Raw genomic sequence first — 22,185 nt, forward strand, 5'->3', positions numbered from 1 at the left:
AAACAACCAAGATCAGCGTGCCGATGAAGCAGAAACGCTGCATGATGAAAACCGACTTTCTGGAACGCGTGTTATTAGCCGGTTTTGCCTCTATGGCCAATTAATGCACACTCATGCGGATGCCCTGAGGTACAGTGACAACAAAGAGCAGCATTCTTATCTGGTATTAGTCAGAGCATGATTAATATACTCGCTAATCCTAAAAAATTAACGACACGCTATAACTGCTAAGCTCTGTTGAATGCTGCGAGCGATAGTTTAAGTATTACGAAACTAAAAAATTATAATGGGTATCAATGAGGAGTCGAGAATCGATGTCAGATAATTTTTTTGAGAAACATGAATTTTCTATGGGCATGTTTGCCGCCGGCATTGCGGGCATCATGTTCATCATGTTTGGTGGCGGCATGGCATCTTTTCTGGTTGTTTTGTCGATGCAGAAGTTACTCGGCGAGTTTACATCGACGGAGTTAGTGTCATATGTAGGCATTCTCGAATTAATAATGAATTTTTGCATTGTTGTGCCAAACATATTGATTCTTCGAGGTAAACCCCGAGCCGCCAAGGTGAACCAGGTAAACATCTATTTCCAACTTGTCTGTTACTCGCTAGCCGCATTGACATTGGAACACCAAAATAAGTGGTTTTGTCTAAGTTTTGTTATTTTCCCGCTGTTGGCAAACTGGTTGATGGCATCGGCTAAATACCAAGCGTGCCTCGCTTATCATGAGGCCCTGCGCAAAGACCCAATAGGCTTTCGCCGCAGCCTAGCAAAGAAAATGTTTGAGTAGCGCTCAGAGCCCAAGAATAACCGACACATTGGCTCGAGACATTGGCTATAGAAAAACCAAAGACAGGCCAATCAAAACTTTTTCTCGGCGGCAAAGCAGTTCGCTTTTCTTGGCGCTCGCTCGCAGCTACCGCCATGCGATACGCGCCCATGCCACCAAAGGTCTCTGGCGCAACAGTGCCTCTGCTGGTGTCCCCCTCAGGCTTTCTCGTTCCCGAGCTGTAATGACTTCATTCGTAATAGGTCAGCGTATCCAACAAAGCTTCGCTGTGGTTAAAAATGTCGTCAACTCTATCAATGGGATGACGGGTTTCATTCTTATCTTGATCCATCAGACCCAGGTACTTTTGTTTTCCATTGAAATGTAGTCGGCACAAAGGTTTACGATTGTTATCATCAAGCAGCACACCGAAATAACTCTGTGTGTCTCTGGCGACCACCCGACTGACTTCAACTTTTTGCCTGAGAATGGCTTTTACTACGTTGTACCCCTCTATTTCATCCTCGGTGGTAAAAACCTTAATCTTGTCTTCAGCGCCACTGTCGGGCTCATTATCCACGACTGACGCTATTGGTTCGTCAGTGGATTTGTCTCCTATCGCTGATTTAAGACGTTGGTTAATGCTGTCACTCAAGAATTGCCGCAATGCCTTAGAGGTAATGTCAGCAAACTGTAACTTTACTTTCGCTGTCAGCGTGCCGTCGTAAACCCGTGAAGCGAAGAATTTAATGAACTCTTCCTCCGGAGCCTTGAATTGCTCACCCAGCAACTTTTTAATGTCGCTTAAATATTTTAACTCACCCGCAGCACTCACTATCGACTCAACATCGAATGAGGTCTTAGTGAGTTTTTTTACTTCAGGGATAATATGTTCATCGATGTTTTCAAGATCCAGAACCAGAAATGGTTTTTCATCCATTTTGTTGGGGGCATCCAGATCTGTGAAGAATAAATATTGCGCCCCATTGGTGAGAATGGCCAACCTGGCATTAGACACAGAAAAATACCTGAACAACTGGCCTGCGTGACTTATTGTCAGCTTTTCATTGTATTTCTTACACTCGATCAATATTTGAACGACACCATCTTTAATCAGCGCATAATCAACCTTTTCACCTTTCTTCGTCGGTGTATCCGCCGTGTACTCGGGCACGACCTCATCAGGATTGAAAACATCGTATCCAAGTACCGAATGGAGAAATGGCATTATGAGTGCGTTTTTAGTGGCTTCTTCGGTCTGCAAGCTATGTGAAATTTGTGGGATACGCTTGGCCAGTGCCTGTATTCTTTCAATAAAATCCATTTTTCTTCCTTGCTGTTATTGGTGCAACTTATTTATAACAGCATGAAATACTGAATAATGCGAACAAATTTCAATCAATAGTATTCATTGCATGGAAAGGCGTCAGCTTCTGTCGCTCAGAGCCAGCTTGATGCCGAAAGACACGAACACCACGCCAACGCTGCGATTCAGCCAGTGACCCATGGCGGTGCTGGCCTTGATCTTACGGCTGGCGAAGGATGCCGAGATCGCCAGGAAGTGGCACCAGAGCATGCCATTGAAATTGAAGATGGCGCCGAGGAGGATGAAGGCCAACGCCTTGTCCGGCGCCTCGGGGGCGATGAACTGGGGCACGAATGCCAGGAAGAACAAGGCCACCTTAGGATTCAACACATTGGTGAAGAAGCCCTGCACAAAGATGCGCCGATAGGAGAGCGCCAACAGATGAACGGGCGCTTCGGCGGCACCGGCACTGCCTGGCTTGCGCTTGCTGAGCAGCAAGGTAACTCCGACATAGAGCAGATAGGCGGCGCCTATGAATTTGACCAGAGTGAAGGCCCAGGTAGAAGTCGCGAGAATGGCAGACAGACCCAGGGCCGCCGCCAAAATATGAATGCAGGTGCCGGCACCTATGCCGAGTGCGGCGGCCGAACCCGCCCGCCAGCCCTGGCTGGCGCTGCGCGCCATGATGAGCAAGGAATCCGGGCCGGGTGTCATGTTGAGCAACAGGCCTGAGACGATAAACAGCAGCAGATCTTGGGTTCCGAACATGATGTATTCCTTGGGCAGTTAATCCGGTTATGGAAAGACCAAGAACGATAATTTACGCTTAAAATCGTCCCGAGACACGCAAAATTTGCTCATCTATTGCCGCAGGGCAGATGCGCGATCGAACTGTTGCTCTGGCATGGCGGCATGGCCGCCCAGTCACGGCGACCCCGCACGCCAGTGCACTTACTCTATAGCCCTGGCTCTACAGCCCTGACTCAACAGCCCTGACTCAACTGGAGTTTCCGGGGAAAGCCTCGGCCGGACGACGGAGCCGCCGTCCGGCCGAGGCCTGAAGCTTGGAGCTTGAAGCCTGGAGCTTGGAGCTTGGAGCCTGAAGTGACGGGTTAGAGGCTAACCTCGTGATAGCCGAGGTTATTCTCGGGCTTTAACTCCCGCACAGGGCGCACTTCAACACAACCGTAGCGCGCCGGGGGGATCTTGGCCGCCAGGGCGACGGCTTCGTTCAAGTCCCTGGCTTCCAACAGGTAATAGCCCGCCAGTTGCTCCTTGGTCTCGGCGAAGGGACCGTCGGTTGTCAGTAACTTGCCGTCACGCACTCGCACGCTGGTCGCCGTTTCCACCGACATCAATGGATTACCACCAAGAAAATGCCCGGATGCCTGCATGCCTTCGCCGCAGGCGATGCATTCACGATTGAGCGCATCCCACTGCTGTTGCGACATCTGGTTCATGGCGGCTTCCTGGTAATATACCAGTGCCAGATATTTCATTTTGCCTCCTGCATTGAGTTAAAAAGTGTATTTTAAGCCATTCAAGGGACCTTCCCTGAGTGAACTTGCTACAGCTTGTAGTTGCTGTTGACCATCCAGGGGATCCCATAGGCGTCGACCAGCATGCCGAAGCCTTCGGCCCAAAAGGTCTCGGCGAAAGGCATCTGCACCTGTCCGCCTTCCGCCAACGCGTCGAAGATGGCTTGTGCCTGTGGCAAGCCATCGATTTGCAACTGCACGAAGAAGCCCTGCGGCGCCAGATAGCGGCCCGTTGGCACGTCCGACCCCATCAGCATGCCGCCGCCGAAGGAGAGACAGGCGTGCATTATCTTGTCCTTGTCGCCGGCCTGAGCGCCGGCTGCGTCACAACCGGCGTTGGTCTCCGGCATTGCAGGCATGTCGGCGAAACTCGCCATCATCTGGATCTTACCGCCGAGCAGCCGCTCATAAAAGCCAAAGGCCTCACGGCAGTTACCGTTAAAGTTGAGGTAAGTGCAGGAACCGGTGGCTTGGTTATGCAGTTGGCCGAACACTTCCTCCGTGTGCTTTATCCCTTCACCCGGTTCGAAGTCTTCCAGTTCGAACATGCGCCTCAGCTCCAAACGGGCATTGCCGTTGGCATCAAGACTCGGCCACTGCCGCATCCACGCCAACGCTTCTTCCCTGTCCTTGACCTGGATGATGGTGTAACCCGCGACCAAGGCTTCAGACTCTGCGAAGGGACCATAGACAACGCTGGGATCCCCGTCGGTAAAGCTGATGCGGGCTCCCTGGGCGCTGGGATGCAATCCCTGGCCGTCCACCAGCACCCCGGCGTGCAGCAGTTTCTCGTTGAATTTTGCCATGTCAGAAATCAGTTGATCGCTTGGCATGATCCCTTGCTCTGTGTCTTTATCGGCTTTTCTGATCACCATAAATCTCATTGTCTTGCTCCTCTTGGGTTAGTTCTGCCCAATAGTCGAACCGGCGCAGACGATTTCGACACAGATAAGAAAAATAATAAGAAAAATTGAGCTATTTTTTCTATCCGACTGCTGCATCCCCGGATTTCCCGCGTCCGGCACACTCACACTCGCGCAGACGAGCATAGAGAAAGCGCTGCTCACTCGCCTGCCGGCATAGCGCCAAGGCGGCCCGGTAGTCGATGGCGGCCTCGCCGAAACGTTGCAGCCGGCGCAGCAGATCGGCCCTGGCGGCATACATAAGGTGATAGTCGGCCAATTCCCCCTGGGCTATGAGGTTGTCTATGAGGGCAATGCCGGCCAAAGGCCCGTCGGCCATGGCCACCGCCACGGCGTGGTTGAGAGCGATCACCTGGCTCGGGTAGCGCTCGAGCAACAGCTCATACAAGCCGAGGATCTGGCGCCAATCGGTTTGCCGGTAGCTGACGGCCTCTGCATGGACGGCGGCGATCGCCGCCTGCAGGCTGTAATAACCGGCGCCGCCCGTCCGCAGCGCCTTGGTGGTCCAGTCTATGCCTTCGGCGATCTGCGCCTTATCCCACAGGGATCTCTGCTGCTGTTCGAGCAGCACCAAGTCACCGTCCGCATCGACCCTGGCCAGGCGACGCGAGTCCTGCAGCAACATCAAACCCAGCAGGCCCATGGCTTGGCTGCAACCTCCCGGCAAGAGCGCACACAGCCAGCGTCCCAGGCGGATGGCTTCGGCGCTCAACTGAGCGCAGAGCAAGGTATCACCCGAGCTGGCGCTGTAGCCTTCATTGAACACCAGGTAGACCACCTGCAACACGGCATCGAGGCGGGTCTCGAGCTGCGCCAGTGGCGGGACTTCATAGGGGATGTTGGCGTCGCGGATCTTGTTCTTGGCCCTGACGATACGCTGGGCTATGGTCGGCGCCTTGACGATGAAGGCCTTGGCAATTTGCTCAGTGGTGAGGCCGCACACTTCCCTCAGGGTCAATGCCAACTGCGCCTCCCTGGACAGGGCAGGATGGCAGCAGACGAAGATCAACCTCAGCCTGTCGTCCTCTATCTCGGGGTCGTCCCAGGGATCCAAGCTGGCCGATTGCGACTCCAGCTCGGTCAGCTGCGGCAGGAGTTGCTGTTCGAAATGGCTGCGACGCCTGAGCTGATCTATCGCCTTGAAGCGGCCGCTGGACACCAGCCAGGCCATGGGATTATCCGGTATTCCCTGCCTGGGCCACTGCTGCAACGCCGCCAGGCTCGCCTCCTGCAGCGCCTCTTCGGCCAGGTCGAAATCCTTGAGCAGCCGCAGCAGGGTGGCAAATACAGCCCTGGCATGTTCCTTCAGTATTCCTTGGATGGGGTCGTTCATTATGCCTTTTGCACTCGGAGGCAGACATGGGATACCTGAGACTAGCATAAAAATATGCTTGAAAATAAACCAAAAATATCGACTGACCCGGCGGTTGTCAGAGTGGGAGTGAACCCGCCGGCACCGGGTTCACTCCCATTCCCACTCTTAAGCAGGGGGTCAGTCGAGGCGCTTGGAGAAACGCAGGCTGGCGACCGTGAGTCCCAGGCAGGTGAAACCCAGCAGCCAGAGGGCATCGAAGCCGAGATCGCTCACTCGGGCCTCCCGCAGCACTATGGCGCGGGACATGCGCATGAAATGGGTCGCAGGCAACGCCTCGGCGATCCACTGGGCGGCGACCGGCATGGCCTCATAGGGAAACATGAAACCCGACAGCAAGATCGACGGCAGCAAGATGAAAACCGTCATCTGCATCGACTGCAGCTGGGTCTTGGCTAGGGTGGAAATCACCAGCCCCAGGCTCAGGCTGGCGCAGATGAACAGCATGGCGGCCAGCGCCATGGAATCCAGGCCGCCGCGGATAGGCACGGCGAACAGCAGGTGCCCGGCACTCAGTATGATGCTCACCTGGATGAAGCCCACCAGCACATAGGGCATGATCTTGCCCAGCATCAGCTCCATGGGCCTGACCGGGGTGGTGATGAGAAATTCCATGTTGCCCTGCTCGCGCTCGCGCACTATCGCCGCCGAAGTAAACATCACCATGGTCATGGTCAGTATCACCCCCAGGAGGCCGGGCACTATGTTGACCACCGAGCGCTGCTCGGGGTTGAAATACTGCACCACCTCGAAACTGGGCACCTGGGTTTTCAGCTCCAAGTCCAGGACTTCGTCCAGTGGCATTTGTCGCAATGAGCGGATAGCCGCGGCCACCACAGTATCCGAGCCATCCACCAGCCATTGGCCGACGGGCTCGGCCAGATAATGGCCGCCAGCCACCGCCGGATGGCGGAGTAAGCGCTCACCCATATCCGGGGGCAGGTATAACACCGCCTTGACCTCACCCCGGGTAATGGCGGCTTCCGCCTCCTGCAGACTCGGGTATCTGGCATGAAAGTCCACCACCTGGGTGGCTGCCACCGCCTGGACCAGGGGGCGGCTATAGCCGCTGTCACTCAGGTCCACCAGCCCGGCCGGCAGGTGACGGGCATCCGTGTTGATGGCATAGCCGAACAACATCAGCTGCACCAGGGGGATCATCACTATCATGCCGAAGGTCATGCGATCCCGCGACAGCTGCCTCAGCTCCTTGATCATGATAGCCAGTATTCTCGCCAGCATCTTAGCCAACATGGCGGCCTCCGGTGCAAGTGACGAACACATCTTCCAGGCTGGGCCTGACTTCCGCAAGGCTCCTGCCAGCCACTCGCGAGCCCAGCCAGGCGGCGGGTTCGGCCACATCGCTGCGCACCAGTACCCGCAGCCGGCTGCCGATCTGTGCCGCCGACAGCACTGCCTCCTCGGCGATCAGTTGTTGCTTGAGGGCGCGCAACCCTTCACCCGCCACTTCCAGCACCCTGGCTCCCATGGTCGCCATCAATGCCTGTGGCGAGCCGTCGGCACGTTTGATGCCGCGTTCCAGAATCGCCAGACCATGACAACGCTCGGCCTCATCCATATAGTGGGTCGACACCAGAATGGTGGTGCCCTGGGAGCAGAGGTCGAACAACCGCTCCCAGAACTCGCGGCGATTCTCGGGATCGACCGCCGAGGTGGGTTCATCGAGAAACAAGAGCTCGGGTTTATGCAGGGTCGCCGCCGCCAGTGCCAGTCTCTGTCTCTGACCACCGCTCATGGAACCAGCCATCTGCCTCTCCTGCCCTTCCAGGGTGTAGAGTGCCAACAGCTCCGCCAGCCGCGCCTTGGCTTCGCGGCGACTGAGGCCGTAAATCTGAGCCACGAATTCCAGATTTTCCCGCACCGACAGATTCTCATACAGGGAAAACTTCTGGGTCATGTAGCCGATGCGGCGCCTCAGCTTCTCTTCCGCCCCCGGCAGTGTCTCCCCCAGCACCCGGATCTGGCCGGAAGTTGGCCGCAGCAAGCCGGTCAGCATGCGGATCGAGGTCGACTTGCCGCAGCCATTGGGTCCGAGAAACCCATAGATGCTGCCCTTGGGGATCGCCAGATCCACCCCATCCACTGCGGTCAAATCGGCAAACATCCGGGTCATTCCCCGGGTCTCTATGGCGAGTTCATGGCTCATCATGGCAACTCCACTTCCAACGCCATGCCTGTCGGCAGGTCCTGCCCCTGGGCAGAAATATCAATATCCGTCAGATACATGAGCCGGGCGCGGTCGCGCTCATTCAGGGCATAGAAGGGGGTATAGGCTGGTTGGCTGCGAATGTTGCGCACCACGCCATCGACCCGGGTATCGCGGCCATCGACATGGATAATGACCCTGCTGCCTGGCTTGACCCGCTCGAGCCAGGTGGCGGGCAAATACACCCGCACATAGGGTCTGTCGGTGGCGAGCAAACTGACCAGTTGGGTGCCGGCCGCTATCCTGTCCCCCACCTGCCAGGGCAAGATGTCGACCACGGCATCGCTGGCGGCCACCAAGGTCAAGTCCGCCAGCGCCTTGCGCTCCAGAGCCAGTCTGGCCTCTGCGGCGGCGACCGCGGCGCTGGCCTGCTCCAGCTGCTCGCTGCGGGTGCCATTTTCGAGCTCATTCAGGCTCTGTTGCGCCTCTGCCTGCCTGGCAATTGCCGTATCCCGCGCCGCCCTGGCCGCATCCAGGTCCGCCTCTGTCAGCACCTTGGTATTGAACAAGCGCTCAGTGCGTTCGAAGCCCTGCTTGGCCTCTGTCACGCTGGCCCTGGCACCGGCCAACGCCGCCTTGGCGCGCGCTATGGCTTCGATGCGGGCACCGGTCGCCAACTCCGCCAGTCTGGCCTTGGCCTCGGCGAGTTCGGCAACCCGCTGCGCCACCCTGGCATTGGCCGCCGTCGCATCGAGGGAGAGCAATGTCTCTCCCGCGCTGACTCTCTGCCCCTCGACCACATTGACCGAGGCGAGCAGCTCACCCACGGGGGCCGTCAGCGTCAAACGATCCCGCTCCACGGTACCGAATACCCTGGGCGCCTCCTGACTGCAGCCCGCCAGCAGAGCCAACATACAGATCACCACAGGTCTCATACCCGACTCCTTGGGTCTGTGTTGAATATGCCCTGGGTGAGCACCTCAACATTGTGTTCTACCAATAGTTCCAGGCTTTGAGGGTCCAGCTGCAAGCCAAACTGGCGCATCAGCGCCGGGGGGGCGATCAGCGGGAAGACCATCAGACTCACCAGGCTTAACCTGGCCAAATCCGGATTGACTCCCTCCCGCAGGCTGTCCCTGGTCATCAGTGCCCGGCCGAACCACTGGCGCGACAAGTCGATCACTTCAGTGAATACCGACAGCAAGATACGATAGGGTTCGCTGCCTTCACCTTCCTGCAGCACACGTATGATTAACCTGGGCAAGCCCGGGTTGGGGGCCATGGCGCGGTAATAGCTCAGCATCAGGCCGGTGAGATCTTCCGGCGTCTGCTCTGCGGATAATGCCCGAAAGCGGGCCAGGACAGGCGCGAGAGTCTCACGCACCATGTGCTCAAACAACCCGGCCTTGGAGCCGAAGTAATAGCGGATCAGCGCCGCATCCACCCCGGCCTCGCGGGCAACTTCCCGGGTAGATACTGTCTGAAAACTGCGACGGGTAAACAGGCTCAGGGCCGCGGTAACCAATCTGGCGCGGGCATCCGAGTCCCCCTTGGGACGACCTGGAATGACTGACATGACAGACTCCAATAAAAATTCATCTACTGATGAATCATACTAGAGAACATAGACCACAAATGGCAGAAGTTAAATTCCTCATTTAACGGGAAATCGGGGAATTGTTAGGGAGAAACCGCGTCTGTGATTCTGGTCCATGACGGTTAGCCAGGTGCGATAAGCCAGGACCCTTAACAACAGGCTATCGGCAATGCATGATAGTGGCGTCACAGCGCCAGATCCAACTGCGCCTGCCGGGTTTGTTCCTCTGTGGCGGTTGCCTGGCTCGCCAGGCCGACCGAGACCCCCAGCAGGCGTATGCCACGTCCTTCCTGGCGGGACATGGCCTGCGCCAGCAGATCGTAGAAGAGCTTCACCGACAACTCGGTGCACCTGTGCTCTATGGTGGTCTGTTTGAAGTCACTGAACTTGAGCTTGACCACCTGCTTCTCGATTTGGCGCCCCTTGGCACTGCGACCGACACGCTCACCGAGTTCCTGCACCAGGGCCGGCATGACGCCATGACATTGTTCCAGGGTGTGTATGTCCTGCGCCAGGGTCGTTTCGACACCGACAGACTTACGCTCCCTATGGGGCGAGATGCCGCGTTCGTCTATGCCCCTGGCGCGCTCAATCAGCAAGGCACCGAACTTGCCGAATCTCTGCAACAAGAGCGCCTTGGGAAAGGCCTGTACCTCGCCGCAGGTATGCAGCCCCATGGCCGCCAACTTCTCGCTCGTGACCTTGCCTACACCCGGGATCTTCCCCAGGGGCAGGGTCTCGATGAACCCGGCCATGGCATCCGGGGTGATCACATACTGGCCATTGGGTTTATTGAGATCCGAGGCGACCTTGGCGAGAAACTTCACCGGTGCTATCCCGGCGGATGCGGTCAGACCCGTTTCATTGAAGATATCGGCACGAATGGCCTCGGCTATCCGGGTCGCCGAACCCTGGCAATGCGCGCTGTCGCTGACGTCCAGGTAGGCCTCATCCAACGACAGGGGCTCTATCTGATCCGTATAGCGCAACATGATGGCACGGATCTGCGCCGATACGGCTTTGTAGACAGACATGCGCCCGGGCACCAACACCAGCTCAGGGCATAGCTTGAAGGCGTAGGCGGACGCCATGGCGGAACGCACCCCAAACTTGCGCGCCTCATAGTTGCAGGTGCTGATCACCCCGCGGCGATCGCTGCTGCCGCCCACCGCCAGAGGCTTGCCCCTCAGCTCGGGAAAGTCACGCATCTCCACGGCGGCAAAATAGCAGTCCATATCTATGTGAATAATTTTACGCACGGCCCAAGCCCAGTCTGTCGTCGCCCTCCCTTAAAGATACTGTATATAAAAACAGTGTTCAACAATTGGTGCGAGAAACCCATAAAAAAGGAGCCAAAAGGCTCCTTTCCATCCATGAGGCTCACGACAGACTTAGATCTTGAACTGAGCTATGTTGTCCGACAGCGCCTTGGACATGGTCTCAAACTGACGCAGGTTCTGTGACAGGTCTTCGCTGGCGCTGAGAGACTCGTCGGATAGACCGCGGACATTCTCGACGTTGCAGGCGACTTCTTCGGCCACCACGGCCTGCTGCCCTATGGCGACGGTGATTTCCATGGTCTGCTGCTGAATCGCGCCTATGGCATCCTTGATACCGCTCAGCGCCGTCTCCACCTGGGTGGTGAGTTCCTTGCCCAGCTGCGCCTGCTCGACACCCGACTCCATCACCTGCTCCGCCTGGATGGCATTCTGTTGCAGGGTCTGAATGATGACCTGAATGTTGGCGGTGGAATCCTGGGTGCGGGACGCCAGGGTCCTGACCTCGTCGGCGACCACGGCGAAACCCCGACCCTGTTCGCCGGCCCTGGCGGCTTCGATGGCGGCATTGAGCGCCAGCAGGTTAGTCTGCTCGGCGATGCCACGGATCACGCTCAAGACTTCACCTATCTGCTCCGAGCTGGTCCTCAGATGCTTGATCACCTGGGCCGCTTCTATCACTTGCTCCGACAGGGACTCCATGCCTTGGGTGGCACGGGTCACTATGTTGGAGCCATCGAACGACTGTTGCTGCGCCTGCTCGGCGTACTCGCTGGCTCTGGTGGCACTGTGGGCCATCTCCTGACTGGTCTGGGCCATTTCCGTGGCGGCGGTCGCCACCGAGGCGATTTCCGCCTTCTGCCTGGATACCGAGTCAAGTGCCTGATCGCACACCCGCATGGCACCCGCCACCCCATTGCTCACATCCTGGGTCAGGCTGCGGGTCTCGAGCAACATGGTCTGCACCTTCTGGGCGAAACGGTTGAAGGCATCTCCCAATTGACCCAGCTCATCTTCCCTGTCCATGTTGATCCTCTGTGACAGATCGCTGTCACCTTCGGCTATGTCTTCCATCGCCGTGAGCAACTTATTCAATTGACGTCGGAACGGCAGCAACATGAGCCACACGGTCGCGCTCACCAACAAGATGATCACCAGCGCCAGCAGGGACGCATCCCACAGGGCCGAAGTCACGGGCGCTTCTATCACCTCACGAGGCAACATGAAGGCCAGGTGCCATTTCTGTTTGGGGTAATCGCCACCGACGGCAACGAAACTCACCCGCTGCGGCACGCCGCGATAGGTGACGTCACCGAAACCCGTGGCCTTGGCTTGCATGGTGCGGCTCAGCTGGGCGAAACCCTGAGTGTCCTCAAACTGACTGTCCACTTTCTGTGCCGGCGATCCCGGCGGGAAGGCATCGGAAAAGCCGGGGAAATAAACCAGCTTGCCTTCATCCGTCATCAGGAAGGCCTGGCCCTGTCCCCTGTATTTGATCGGCGCCAACAGGTTCTTGCCTATGGTGTCGATCAGTATGTCCATGCCGCCTATGCCGATGAACTTTCCCTGGGCATCCATGACGACCGTCTTGACCGTGGCAGAGATGGAGCCGTCGTTGGCATCCACGGCAGGGTCGCCGACAAACAGCCCATCCCTGTCTATCGCCTCCTGCCACCAGGGACGCTTGTTGGTGTAATAATTGGGGTCGCCATCGTAACGGCCATTGAGATCGAAATATTCGAAGGTGTTGGCCGAACCGAAGAACACAGACTTGATATCCGCGTCCTTGGCCGAGAAATAGTTGAAGTGCGCGATGATGTCTTTATAGCCAGCGTCCGCCGCCAAATCGCTGCGTCTGGCCTTGTAGTCGCTGAACCAACTCAGCGTGCTGGGTGCGGAAAATACCGAGTGGATTATCTGTCCCTTGGCCACGAAATAGCTGCCGATCTCGTTAGCCTTGAGTTGGACCAAGGTAGAAATATCCGTGTCGACCTGTGCCCGGGTGCGATCGCTTTCCTTGGAAACCAAGAGTACAGACACCAGGGTCAGCAGCACCGCCAGTGCCCCAACCAGGGTCACCACTAATTGTAAACTCAGAGAACGTTTAATATATCCCATCGGCCATCCCATACTGGATTCGGTAAAAAACATTATGTGCAAACCCGCGTGCAAACCTGCGCGCAGCCAGAGCGGTAAACCACCCGCAATAACTTAACAATATTTATACATTATGAACAGGGAAGGACGACAAAAAATTGACCCGGATGCCGAACGGTTAAGGCCGGCTTGAGCGCGAAAGCCAGAGTGAGTAAGGGGCGTGAAGGCTTGAGGAACTTACCTGCTAGCCTTTGATTCTTGATGAGTTTTTTGACTCTACAGCAATATCAGCGCCAAACATGGGAAGCAGGTACCCGACCACAACCAGGCGGTTGTGATCGGTTGACTGTGCTCGGGACTCAGGCTAGCACTGGCTCTGGAGGTAATTCTGTAACCCCAGCTTGTCGATGAGGCCGAGCTGCCTCTCGAGCCAGTACATATGATCCGACTCGGTATCTTCCAGCAGCACCTTGAGGATATTGCGTGTCTGATAGTCCCTCTTGGATTCGCATAGGGCTATGACCTCCCTGAGGTTATTGGCGACCTTATACTCATAGGCGAGATCGTTGTGCAACATCTGCTGTACATCCTCCCCTATGTTCAAAGGTTCTCGGCTGGCCACATCGGGTTTGCCCTCGAGAAATAGAATGCGTTGGACCAACTTGGCCGCGTGTTCCCTCTCATCGTCCGACTCATGGGAGATACGTTCGAATAATTCGTTCAGGCCCCAGTCCTGATACATGCGGGCATGCAGGAAGTATTGATCCATGGCCGAGAGTTCACCCGTCAGCAGTCTGTTCAGTGCAGCTATGATTTCATTGTCGCCTTTCATGCCCGGCTCCTATTCGTCTTCCATCTGGGATTGCAGGTAATTCTGGATCCCTGTGATGCGGATCAATTCGAATTGTGACTCGATCCAGTCCAGATGCTCTTCTTCATCCTCGAGTATTGACTCGAGCAGATCGCGGCTGACATAGTCACGCTCCGTCTCACACAGGTCGATCGCCAGGCGCAGCAAAGGCAGCTGCTCTTCCTGCATCTCCCTGTCGCAAGCCAGCATTTCTTCGCTATGTTCGCCGATACGCAGCTTATCCAGCTGTTGCAGGTTAGGCAGCCCCTCGAGAAACAGCACTCTCTCGACTAGCTTGTCGGCATGCTTCATGTCCTGGATAGATTTCTTGTATGCTTTCTCGTTGAGGCCTTCCAGCCCCCAGTTCTTAAACATGCGCGCATGGAGGAAGTATTGATTGATGGCGGTGAGCTCATAGGTGAGCATCCTATTGAGCTGACTGACCACTTTGGGTTGACCTTTCATCTGTGCTGTCCTTATCTCTGAGGCTAGAAAATGTCCAAGTCTACGATTAAAGCCTAGTTCAAATTAACAGCACACTCAAATTATCTTTATATTTCAACTATGTGGTTAATGAAAACCATTATCATTGCTACTTAACTTCCTATCCGGAGCCGTTAGCCAATGGCGAATACCGGCATAAAAAAACGGCCTCCAATGGAGACCGTCAGTGAGCTGCAAAGCGGAATCAGATAATTCTATCCTTTGCCAGCTTCTCGCGCCGTTCTTCTTCGGCGGCCATGCGGCGCTTGCGCTTATCGCAGGGATCGTCGCAATCGCAGGCCTTCTCTATCCCCAAGGCCCCCAGACCACCACAGCTGCCTTCGACGGCCTTGTGTTTGATGAAATAACCGATAGACATCAACACAAAGAAGAGTAACAACACCACAAAGGCGGCAATAAAAGTGCTCATCATCAAACTCCAACTAAGGGTTCAGGAAAGGTGTAAACGCATCACTGTAATAGACCTTGAAGCCATCATCCTGCTTCTCAATCAGCATTATCGCCAAGCCTTCCCGTTTGGCAAGCTCGAGTGACGCTTCTGTGCCCAGCACCATCATAGCAGTTGCGAAGCCATCGGCCGTCATACAATTTTGGTGCAATACCGTGACCGAGGCCAGCCTATGCTGTATCGGATAACCGCTGCGGGGATCTATCAGGTGGGAAAAACGTTGCCCCTCTTCCTCATAATAGTTGCGGTAATCCCCCGAGGTCGCCATCGCCATGGTGCCTGGCTCTATGACCTGTTGCACGGCGCGGCCATCGTCGGAGGGCTGCTCTATCGCCACCCGCCATGAGCTGCCATCTGCCTTGGTGCCCTTGACGCTCAGCTCGCCGCCGATCTCGACCAGGTAGCCGGTCACACCATACTTATCCAGCAAGGCGGCAATCTTGTCGACGCCGAAGCCCTTGGCTATCGAAGACAAGTCCACATAGAGATCGGCATTATGCTTGTTCAGCCTGTGACCCTCGATAGACAAGGAGTCTATGCCAGTCTTGGCCTTAGCCGCCGCGATTTGGGCCTCGGATGGAATATGCAGGGGTCGCTTATCCGGGCCGAAACCCCAGAGATTGACCAGAGGCCCCAGGGTGATATCCAGCGCGCCTCCGGTGACCCGATACAGGCGTATCCCCTCACGCACCACTGTCAGGGTATCGTCCGAGACTTCAACACTCTGCTGCAACGGCAACTGATTGAAACGGGATAACTCGGAGTCCTTCCTGTAGGTCGACATCTGATCGTTAACCCTTTCCAGGGCCAGATCTATCTCGGCCTGCAACAATTGCACGTTCGGCACCTTGGCGTTGGGTACCAACTTGATGTGGTAGGTGGTGCCCATGGTGCTGCCGGACATGGCAATTTCTTCGGCAGTATGACTGCATGCCGAAATAAAAAAGGCCAGCCCTGTGAAGGCCAGCCATTTGACTGAATGCTTGAGCCCTGACTCGCTGAACAACGAAGTCTTAAATGCACTCTGCAACGCTAAGGTCTTGAACATAATGACCTACAACTCTTTTATTGTGGCGCTCAATGCAAAAGTTGCAGATGTGAGCAACACTCAACATCTGCAACTTCATCATCTCGGGCCGATAAACATTAGCCGCCGAAATCATCCAGAAGGATGTTTTCGTCTTCGACACCCAGATCTTTCAGCATACCGATAACGGCCGCGTTCATCATCGGAGGTCCACACATGTAGAACTCGCAATCTTCCGGCGCATCGTGATCGCGCAGATAGTTCTCGTACAGGACATTATGAATGAAACCTGTGTAACCATCCCAGTTATCCTCGGGTTGAGGATCCGACAGCGCCACGTGCCATTCGAAGTTGTCATTCTCGGCCGCCAGGCCATCGAAATCTTCAACATAGAACATCTCACGCTTGGAACGGGCACCGTACCAGAAGCTCATCTTACGCTTGCTGTGCAGACGCTTGAGCTGATCGAAGATGTGCGAACGCATAGGCGCCATACCCGCACCACCACCGATGAACACCATTTCCGCATCCGTGTCTTTGGCGAAGAATTCACCGAATGGACCGGAAATCGTCACCTTGTCACCCGCCTTCAGGCTCCAGATGTAAGAAGACATCTTGCCGCATGGCAGGCTCAGGTTACGCGGCGGTGGCGTAGCGATACGCACGTTCAGCATTATGATGCCGAACTCTTCCGGGTAGTTGGCCATGGAGTAGGCGCGAATAGTTTCTTCGTCTACCTTGGACTCGAGGTTGAAGAAGCCAAAGTGATTCCAGTCGCCACGGTACTGTTCTGGTACGTCGAAATCGGCATACTTGACATGGTGCGCAGGGGCTTCGATCTGAATATAACCACCGGCACGGAAAGGCACTGACTCGCCATCCGGGATCTGCAGCTTCAGTTCCTTGATGAAGGTCGCCTTGTTATCGTTGGAGATAACTTCGCATTCCCACTTCTTGATACCGAAGATTTCTTCGTCCAGCTCGATTTCCATGTCGTTCTTGACATTGACCTGGCAAGACAGACGACAGCCTTTACGGGCATCGCCCTTGCTGATGTGGTCCAGCTCGGTCGGCAGAATATCGCCGCCACCCGACTTGATCACCACACGACACTGGCCGCAAGAACCGCCGCCACCACAGGCGCTGGATACGAAGATGCCGTTGTTGGCCAGGGCGCCCAGCAGTTTGCCACCGGCACCCGTTTTGATTGCTTTTTCAGGATCGTGATTGATGCCGATCGTGATATCACCGCTCGCCACCAACTTTGACTTAGCGAATAAGATCACTAACACCAAAACCAATACGATAACGGTAAACATACCCACACCGAGGTAAACCTCAAGCGGAGTAGAATTTAGAATATCCATTAACTTATCCTTAGAAGGTCCTATATAAGAAGCCGTCTGAGTGCCTCTTACAGAGACACACCAGAGAACGACATGAAGCCTATGGCCATCAGACCGGCGGAGATGAAGGTAATACCTAGACCACGCAATCCTTTAGGCACATCTGCATACTTCAACTTCTCACGGATACCGGCCATCAAGACGATAGCCAATGCCCAACCTAAGCCAGAACCTATACCAAACACCAGGCTTTCACCCAGGTTGTAATCACGTTCGACCATGAAAGAAACTGCACCGAAAATCGCACAGTTCACAGTGATCAAGGGCAAGAAGATCCCCAGCGCGTTGTACAGCGGCGGGAAATACTTGTCCAGTGCCATTTCCAATATCTGTACCAAGGCGGCGATCACACCGATGAAGGTGATGAACTTGAGGAAGCTCAGATCCGCATCCGGGAAGCCGGCCCAGGCCAAAGCGCCCGGAGCCAACAGGCCCTGGTAAATAACCTGGTTAGCGGGTACAGAGATAGCCAGTACCACAACAACCGCGATCCCCAGGCCCATGGCGGTGGTCACTTTCTTGGACACGGCCAGGAAAGTACACATACCCAGGAAGAATGACAGTGCCATGTTTTCAATGAAAACAGAGCGAATAAACAGACTGATATAATGTTCCATCGCGCTTACCCTTATGCTTCGACTTGCTCTGGCTTATAAGTACGGAGGATCCAGATCAGCGTACCGATCAGGAAGAACGCACTCGGCGGCAGCAATAACAGACCGTTAGGCTGATACCAGCCACCCTCAGAGATCTTGCGCAGGATTTCAATCCCGAACAATGAACCATTACCGAACAGCTCACGTATGAAGCCGACAGATAGCAGGATGGCGCCGTAGCCCAAGCCGTTACCTATACCGTCCATGAAGCTCATCAATGGCGGGGTCTTCATCGCATAGGCTTCGGCGCGGCCCATCACGATACAGTTGGTAATGATCAAACCAACGAATACCGACAACTGCTTGGAGATACCATAGGCATAGGCCTGCAGTATCTGATCCACCACTATTACCAGGGAGGCGATGATGGTCATCTGCACTATGATGCGCACACTGCTTGGAATGTGATTACGGATCAGCGAGATAAACAGGTTGGAAAAAGCCGTTACCGCCGTCAGTGCCAGTGTCATTACCAGGGCAGTTTCCAGCTTACTGGTCACGGCCAGCGCACTACAAACACCCAGGATCTGCAAGGCGATGGGGTTGTTGTTGATAATAGGTCCGGTGAGAACCTGCTTAAGTTCTTTAGCGTCGGCCATTAGCTCAACCCTCCGTTGCGTGCCTTTTCAATGAAACTCGCAAAACCTTCTTCACCCAACCAGAATGTCAGCGAATGCTGCACACCCTTACTGGTCAGGGTCGCACCCGACAGCGCATCGACACCATACTGAGTGCTGGCGACGGCCGGGTTCTTGGTTACTGTGATGGCCAGATTACCTTGCTCATCGAATAACTTCTTACCTTCCCACTTGGCGATCCACTTGGGATTCTGTACTTCGCCACCCAGGCCAGGGGTTTCACCCGAACCTGTGAAGTCGTAGTAAATCAGATTCTGGATGGTATTCATGTCAGGATCTAACGCCAGGAAGGCAAACATGGTTGACCAGAGGCCATAGCCTTTGATCGGCAGGATCACTGTCTTAACGGCGCCCTGATCATCATGCACCAGGTAAACCACGGCGTGATTGGCGACGCGTCTTACCGAGGCTATGTCATTTTCAGGCACGAAAGAGCTCTTGAGATCACGGGCCGCTTTTTCCTGATCGAAGGTGTTGCCATCTATGCTATCGACAAACTCACCAGACTTGAGGTCTATGACCTTGGCCTGAATATACTTGCCATAGGTATCCTGGATTTGGCTCTTGCTCAGAGGCGCTGCCTTGAGATTAACCAGGTTAGCCGCCTGCAGAATGTACTTCTGTTTATCCAGCAGTTTGTTTTCTGCCTGTGTCGGCTTGAGCATGACTGCCGCACCCGAAACGAAGATAGAACAGATAAGACATAAGCCAACAACGATAAATAGCGTTCTTCCGAACGAATCTTTATTACTAGCCACGAGCGATCCTCCGCTTGACGTTCGCCTGAACCACGAAATGGTCGAATAATGGCGCAAACAAGTTGGCAAACAGAATCGCCAACATCATGCCTTCAGGGAATGCAGGGTTGATGACTCGAATGAACACGGCCATGGCACCTATCAGGATACCGTATGCCCATTTGCCGTTATCGGTAAATGACGCAGACACAGGATCTGTCGCCATAAACATCATGCCGAAGGCGAAGCCACCCAGCACCAGGTGCCAGTACCAAGGCATGGCAAACATAGGGTTGGTGTCGCTGCCGACGAAGTTCAGCAGGTAAGACACGGCAATCATGCCGACCATAACCCCACCGACGATGCGCCAGGAAGCGATACGGGTGTAGATGATGACCAAACCACCGAGCAGGAGTGCCAGGGTAGAGACTTCACCCACAGAACCAGGAATGAAGCCCAAGAAGGCATCCCACCAGTTTTGATTGAAGGCATATTCCAGATTACCGGCGGCGGCTTGACTCAGGGCAGTCGCACCCGAGTAACCATCGGCAACGACCCATGAGGTGTCACCCGACATATACAGAGGGTAGGCGAAGAACAGGAAGGCTCGACCGGCCAGCGCAGGGTTAAGGAAGTTACGACCAGTACCGCCGAAGACTTCTTTGGCAACCACCACACCGAAGGTGATACCCAGGGCCACCATCCACAGGGGAATGGTCGCAGGCAAGGTCAGGGCAAACAGCACAGAGGTCACGAAGAAACCTTCGTTGATTTCATGGCCACGGACCGAGGCAAACAGCACTTCCCAGATACCGCCGACGGCGAAGGTCACCGCATAGATGGGCAGGAAGAAACAGGCGCCGTACCACATCAGGGTCGCCCAGCCGGCATCGGCGGTCAGCTCGGTGCCGAACAGGCCGAACAGGCTGACTTGCCAAACGTCAGGCGTCGCGAAACCTGCGGCCAGGGCTTCTTGCGCCTGGAAGCCTACGTTGTACATGCCGAAGAACATGGCCGGGAAAGTACAAGCCCAGACAGTGATCATCATGCGTTTCAGGTCGAGGTTGTCGCGAACATGGGTCTTGCCCTTGTTCACTTTACCCGGGGTGTAGAATATGGTGTATGCCGCTTCAAACAGGGCATACCACTTCTCGTATTTACCGCCTTTTTCAAATTGCGGCTCAATACGTTCGAAAAAATCTTTCAAGCTCATTAGCCTTCCCTCTCGATCGTATCTAAACAGTCGCGCAGGTATGAACCATAGTCATACTTGCCAGGACATACGAACGTACACAGTGCCAAATCTTCTTCATCCAATTCCAGGGCGCCCAGTGTCGCGGCACTGTCGAAATCACCCGAGATCAGATCACGCAGCAACATAGTCGGCAGAATATCCAACGGCATCACCCGCTCATAGTTGCCGATAGGCACCATGGCACGATCCGAGCCACCTGTGCTTGTGGTCATGTTGAACAGACGTGAAGGAGTCAAATGACTGAGGAAAGAACGCGTGATAGAGAACTTGTCGCTGCCTGGCATTATCCAGCCGAACAATTCCTTCTCTGTGCCTTCTTCCAGCAGGCTGAGCTGCTGATGATAACGTCCCAGATAGGCATGAGGCCCCACTGCGGTACGACCATTGAGTACTGAACCCGAGATGATACGCACGTTGCTGCCGCTGGTTTCACCGGCAGTCAACTCGGCCGTGCTGGCACCCAGTTGTGTGCGCACCAGTCTTGGCTTAGCCGCTTTAGGACCGCCGATGGCGACCACACGCTGAGTGTTCAGTTCACCCGTGGTGAACAGCTGACCCACGGCGATAACGTCCTGGTAGCCTATGTGCCACACGGTACGATTGGCGGAGGCGGGTTGTAAGAAGTGGATATGTGTTCCCACCAGACCCGCAGGATGCACGCCGGCAAATTCTGCAACTTGGGCATTGGCGGCTGGAATATCGGCACCCGGCGCTTTACAGAGATAGACCTTGCCTTGAGTCAGTTTCGACAGAACCTGAAGACCATTAGCAAAATCATCCTTATGCTCACCTATCACTATCGCAGGATCGGCAGCCAGGGGCTGGGTATCTATGGCGGTGACAAAAATCGCCGCGGCAGAAGCATCTACGGCAGGAACTTTGCTGAAAGGACGAGTCCGCAATGCCGTCCACAGGCCCGATTCAATCAGGTTGTCGCGAACGAGTTGCGGGTCGAGCGTCGCTAAGGCAGCGGCATCATACTTAGCAAAGGCAACGCTGTCGTCCCCTTCCACTCGAATGACGACGGACTGCAGCACACGCTGGGCGCCCCGGTTAATGTCTAATATAGTACCACTGGCCAAAGCCGTATATTTAACGCCAGGCGTTTTCTTATCTTCGAAAATTACCTGACCTTTTTGTACTTTATCGCCCACTTTTATCTTCATAGTAGGACGTAAGCCAATATACTCTTCACCCAAAGTAGCTACATGATTAATGGCTGGGCCATCATGGATAACTTGCTCTGGTCCGCCTGCTATAGGCAGTTCCAATCCTTTCTTAATTGTAATCATATCCACAAGCACTACGTTTTGAAGGAAAGACAATGCGCCGCATAGGTGCTAAAAAGTCCAGTTTTAAACAACTGGACTACCCGGCTGGCGCAGAATTTTTTATCACAGAAATGCGATCGCAATCACGCTGGTCGCGCGCATTTTACCCCAATTACTAGGCTATCGCCACGAAAATTATAGGAGTTTTCAAACCTAAGAAGCCCTTCAACGAGCCACTGTGACGCCGTCTAGCCCAAGGTCGAACAAGCTCATAGACAGCACCCGCCCCGGGCGGCATATTGGCATTTGCCCTTCACTATCGCATTAATTTTTAATGAATTAATTT

The 22,185-nt window shown here is 55.0% G+C and carries 22 protein-coding genes; 1 reads left to right on the plus strand and 21 read right to left on the minus strand.

Annotation, left to right across the window (positions count from 1 at the left end; genetic code table 11):
* Nucleotides 1–314 precede the first annotated feature (314 nt).
* Nucleotides 315–791: a hypothetical protein gene (locus tag HC757_RS17570; protein ID WP_169565696.1), complete on the plus strand. Its 477-nt coding sequence runs from the start codon at nucleotides 315–317 to the stop codon at nucleotides 789–791.
* 229 nt (nucleotides 792–1,020) lie between these two features.
* On the opposite strand, the gene HC757_RS17575 is transcribed toward HC757_RS17570, so the two are convergent.
* The 21 genes from HC757_RS17575 to HC757_RS17675 all read right to left on the minus strand — a co-directional run bounded on the left by HC757_RS17575 (nucleotide 1,021) and on the right by HC757_RS17675 (nucleotide 21,860).
* Nucleotides 1,021–2,094: a type I restriction endonuclease gene (locus HC757_RS17575; protein ID WP_169565697.1), complete on the minus strand. Its 1,074-nt coding sequence runs from the start codon at nucleotides 2,092–2,094 to the stop codon at nucleotides 1,021–1,023.
* 102 nt (nucleotides 2,095–2,196) lie between these two features.
* Nucleotides 2,197–2,844, minus strand: coding sequence for a LysE family translocator (locus tag HC757_RS17580; RefSeq protein ID WP_169565700.1), 648 nt, complete (start codon nucleotides 2,842–2,844; stop codon nucleotides 2,197–2,199).
* A 344-nt stretch (nucleotides 2,845–3,188) separates the two neighbouring features.
* Entirely contained in the window at nucleotides 3,189–3,575 is a 387-nt protein-coding gene (locus tag HC757_RS17585; RefSeq protein WP_169565702.1) for a YciI family protein, read from the minus strand.
* Between the two features lie 68 nt (nucleotides 3,576–3,643).
* Complete coding sequence (locus HC757_RS17590; RefSeq protein WP_169565704.1) at nucleotides 3,644–4,498, minus strand: YciI family protein; 855 nt, start codon at nucleotides 4,496–4,498, stop codon at nucleotides 3,644–3,646.
* Between the two features lie 100 nt (nucleotides 4,499–4,598).
* Entirely contained in the window at nucleotides 4,599–5,870 is a 1,272-nt protein-coding gene (locus HC757_RS17595; protein ID WP_169565706.1) for an RNA polymerase sigma factor, read from the minus strand.
* A gap of 159 nt (nucleotides 5,871–6,029) precedes the next feature.
* Nucleotides 6,030–7,151, minus strand: a complete 1,122-nt coding sequence (locus HC757_RS17600; protein WP_169565797.1) for an ABC transporter permease — start codon at nucleotides 7,149–7,151, stop codon at nucleotides 6,030–6,032.
* A gap of 1 nt (nucleotide 7,152) precedes the next feature.
* On the minus strand, nucleotides 7,153–8,076 hold the full coding sequence (locus tag HC757_RS17605; protein ID WP_169565799.1) for an ABC transporter ATP-binding protein: 924 nt from the start codon (nucleotides 8,074–8,076) through the stop codon (nucleotides 7,153–7,155).
* Nucleotides 8,076–9,011, minus strand: coding sequence for an HlyD family secretion protein (locus HC757_RS17610; RefSeq protein ID WP_169565708.1), 936 nt, complete (start codon nucleotides 9,009–9,011; stop codon nucleotides 8,076–8,078). Before HC757_RS17610 ends, HC757_RS17605 begins: the two co-directional genes overlap by 1 nt.
* Nucleotides 9,008–9,652 (minus strand): TetR/AcrR family transcriptional regulator, encoded by a 645-nt coding sequence (locus HC757_RS17615; RefSeq protein ID WP_169565709.1) that lies wholly within the window; start codon nucleotides 9,650–9,652, stop codon nucleotides 9,008–9,010. Before HC757_RS17615 ends, HC757_RS17610 begins: the two co-directional genes overlap by 4 nt.
* A gap of 206 nt (nucleotides 9,653–9,858) precedes the next feature.
* Nucleotides 9,859–10,932 carry a DNA polymerase IV gene (gene dinB / locus HC757_RS17620; protein ID WP_169565715.1) on the minus strand — a complete coding sequence of 358 codons (1,074 nt, stop codon included), beginning with the start codon at nucleotides 10,930–10,932 and terminating at the stop codon, nucleotides 9,859–9,861.
* 132 nt (nucleotides 10,933–11,064) lie between these two features.
* Complete coding sequence (locus HC757_RS17625) at nucleotides 11,065–13,068, minus strand: methyl-accepting chemotaxis protein (RefSeq protein ID WP_169565716.1); 2,004 nt, start codon at nucleotides 13,066–13,068, stop codon at nucleotides 11,065–11,067.
* Between the two features lie 343 nt (nucleotides 13,069–13,411).
* A complete protein-coding gene (gene bfr, locus HC757_RS17630; RefSeq protein WP_169565718.1) occupies nucleotides 13,412–13,879 on the minus strand; it encodes a bacterioferritin in 468 nt (155 codons plus the stop codon).
* A gap of 9 nt (nucleotides 13,880–13,888) precedes the next feature.
* Nucleotides 13,889–14,362 carry a bacterioferritin gene (gene bfr, locus HC757_RS17635; protein WP_169565720.1) on the minus strand — a complete coding sequence of 158 codons (474 nt, stop codon included), beginning with the start codon at nucleotides 14,360–14,362 and terminating at the stop codon, nucleotides 13,889–13,891.
* A 223-nt stretch (nucleotides 14,363–14,585) separates the two neighbouring features.
* Entirely contained in the window at nucleotides 14,586–14,810 is a 225-nt protein-coding gene (gene nqrM / locus HC757_RS17640; RefSeq protein ID WP_169565801.1) for a (Na+)-NQR maturation NqrM, read from the minus strand.
* Nucleotides 14,811–14,823: 13 nt separating this feature from the next.
* Nucleotides 14,824–15,897 carry an FAD:protein FMN transferase gene (locus HC757_RS17645; protein WP_169565722.1) on the minus strand — a complete coding sequence of 358 codons (1,074 nt, stop codon included), beginning with the start codon at nucleotides 15,895–15,897 and terminating at the stop codon, nucleotides 14,824–14,826.
* Between the two features lie 98 nt (nucleotides 15,898–15,995).
* Nucleotides 15,996–17,243 carry an NADH:ubiquinone reductase (Na(+)-transporting) subunit F gene (gene nqrF, locus HC757_RS17650; protein ID WP_169565724.1) on the minus strand — a complete coding sequence of 416 codons (1,248 nt, stop codon included), beginning with the start codon at nucleotides 17,241–17,243 and terminating at the stop codon, nucleotides 15,996–15,998.
* 47 nt (nucleotides 17,244–17,290) lie between these two features.
* Nucleotides 17,291–17,899, minus strand: a complete 609-nt coding sequence (gene nqrE, locus HC757_RS17655; protein ID WP_169565726.1) for an NADH:ubiquinone reductase (Na(+)-transporting) subunit E — start codon at nucleotides 17,897–17,899, stop codon at nucleotides 17,291–17,293.
* 11 nt (nucleotides 17,900–17,910) lie between these two features.
* The gene (locus HC757_RS17660; RefSeq protein ID WP_169565727.1) at nucleotides 17,911–18,537 is read right to left on the minus strand and encodes an NADH:ubiquinone reductase (Na(+)-transporting) subunit D; all 627 of its coding nucleotides are present in this window, start codon (nucleotides 18,535–18,537) and stop codon (nucleotides 17,911–17,913) included.
* A complete protein-coding gene (locus HC757_RS17665; protein WP_169565729.1) occupies nucleotides 18,537–19,334 on the minus strand; it encodes a Na(+)-translocating NADH-quinone reductase subunit C in 798 nt (265 codons plus the stop codon). Before HC757_RS17665 ends, HC757_RS17660 begins: the two co-directional genes overlap by 1 nt.
* Nucleotides 19,327–20,526, minus strand: a complete 1,200-nt coding sequence (locus HC757_RS17670; RefSeq protein WP_169565731.1) for an NADH:ubiquinone reductase (Na(+)-transporting) subunit B — start codon at nucleotides 20,524–20,526, stop codon at nucleotides 19,327–19,329. The genes HC757_RS17665 and HC757_RS17670 overlap by 8 nt, the downstream gene beginning before the upstream one ends.
* Nucleotides 20,526–21,860, minus strand: a complete 1,335-nt coding sequence (locus tag HC757_RS17675) for a Na(+)-translocating NADH-quinone reductase subunit A (RefSeq protein ID WP_169565733.1) — start codon at nucleotides 21,858–21,860, stop codon at nucleotides 20,526–20,528. Before HC757_RS17675 ends, HC757_RS17670 begins: the two co-directional genes overlap by 1 nt.
* Between the last annotated feature and the right edge of the window lie 325 nt (nucleotides 21,861–22,185).

This window comes from Shewanella salipaludis, assembly GCF_012911865.1.
GTDB classification, from domain to species: Bacteria; Pseudomonadota; Gammaproteobacteria; order Enterobacterales; family Shewanellaceae; genus Shewanella; species Shewanella salipaludis.

Excerpts from the sequence above, each read along its gene's own strand:
- HC757_RS17590 (WP_169565704.1), bottom strand. The coding sequence starts at position 4,498 with ATGAGATTTATGGTGATCAGAAAAGCCGATAAAGACACAGAGCAAGGG.
- bfr (WP_169565718.1), bottom strand. The coding sequence starts at position 13,879 with ATGAAAGGCGACAATGAAATCATAGCTGCACTGAACAGACTGCTGACG.
- HC757_RS17605 (WP_169565799.1), bottom strand. The coding sequence starts at position 8,076 with ATGAGCCATGAACTCGCCATAGAGACCCGGGGAATGACCCGGATGTTT.
- nqrM (WP_169565801.1), bottom strand. The coding sequence starts at position 14,810 with ATGAGCACTTTTATTGCCGCCTTTGTGGTGTTGTTACTCTTCTTTGTG.
- HC757_RS17645 (WP_169565722.1), bottom strand. The coding sequence starts at position 15,897 with ATGTTCAAGACCTTAGCGTTGCAGAGTGCATTTAAGACTTCGTTGTTC.
- HC757_RS17615 (WP_169565709.1), bottom strand. The coding sequence starts at position 9,652 with ATGTCAGTCATTCCAGGTCGTCCCAAGGGGGACTCGGATGCCCGCGCC.
- HC757_RS17625 (WP_169565716.1), bottom strand. The coding sequence starts at position 13,068 with ATGGGATATATTAAACGTTCTCTGAGTTTACAATTAGTGGTGACCCTG.
- HC757_RS17600 (WP_169565797.1), bottom strand. The coding sequence starts at position 7,151 with ATGCTGGCGAGAATACTGGCTATCATGATCAAGGAGCTGAGGCAGCTG.
- HC757_RS17675 (WP_169565733.1), bottom strand. The coding sequence starts at position 21,860 with ATGATTACAATTAAGAAAGGATTGGAACTGCCTATAGCAGGCGGACCA.
- nqrE (WP_169565726.1), bottom strand. The coding sequence starts at position 17,899 with ATGGAACATTATATCAGTCTGTTTATTCGCTCTGTTTTCATTGAAAAC.
- nqrF (WP_169565724.1), bottom strand. The coding sequence starts at position 17,243 with ATGGATATTCTAAATTCTACTCCGCTTGAGGTTTACCTCGGTGTGGGT.
- HC757_RS17585 (WP_169565702.1), bottom strand. The coding sequence starts at position 3,575 with ATGAAATATCTGGCACTGGTATATTACCAGGAAGCCGCCATGAACCAG.
- bfr (WP_169565720.1), bottom strand. The coding sequence starts at position 14,362 with ATGAAAGGTCAACCCAAAGTGGTCAGTCAGCTCAATAGGATGCTCACC.
- HC757_RS17595 (WP_169565706.1), bottom strand. The coding sequence starts at position 5,870 with ATGAACGACCCCATCCAAGGAATACTGAAGGAACATGCCAGGGCTGTA.
- HC757_RS17660 (WP_169565727.1), bottom strand. The coding sequence starts at position 18,537 with ATGGCCGACGCTAAAGAACTTAAGCAGGTTCTCACCGGACCTATTATC.
- HC757_RS17575 (WP_169565697.1), bottom strand. The coding sequence starts at position 2,094 with ATGGATTTTATTGAAAGAATACAGGCACTGGCCAAGCGTATCCCACAA.
- HC757_RS17570 (WP_169565696.1), top strand. The coding sequence starts at position 315 with ATGTCAGATAATTTTTTTGAGAAACATGAATTTTCTATGGGCATGTTT.
- HC757_RS17580 (WP_169565700.1), bottom strand. The coding sequence starts at position 2,844 with ATGTTCGGAACCCAAGATCTGCTGCTGTTTATCGTCTCAGGCCTGTTG.
- HC757_RS17610 (WP_169565708.1), bottom strand. The coding sequence starts at position 9,011 with ATGAGACCTGTGGTGATCTGTATGTTGGCTCTGCTGGCGGGCTGCAGT.
- HC757_RS17670 (WP_169565731.1), bottom strand. The coding sequence starts at position 20,526 with ATGAGCTTGAAAGATTTTTTCGAACGTATTGAGCCGCAATTTGAAAAA.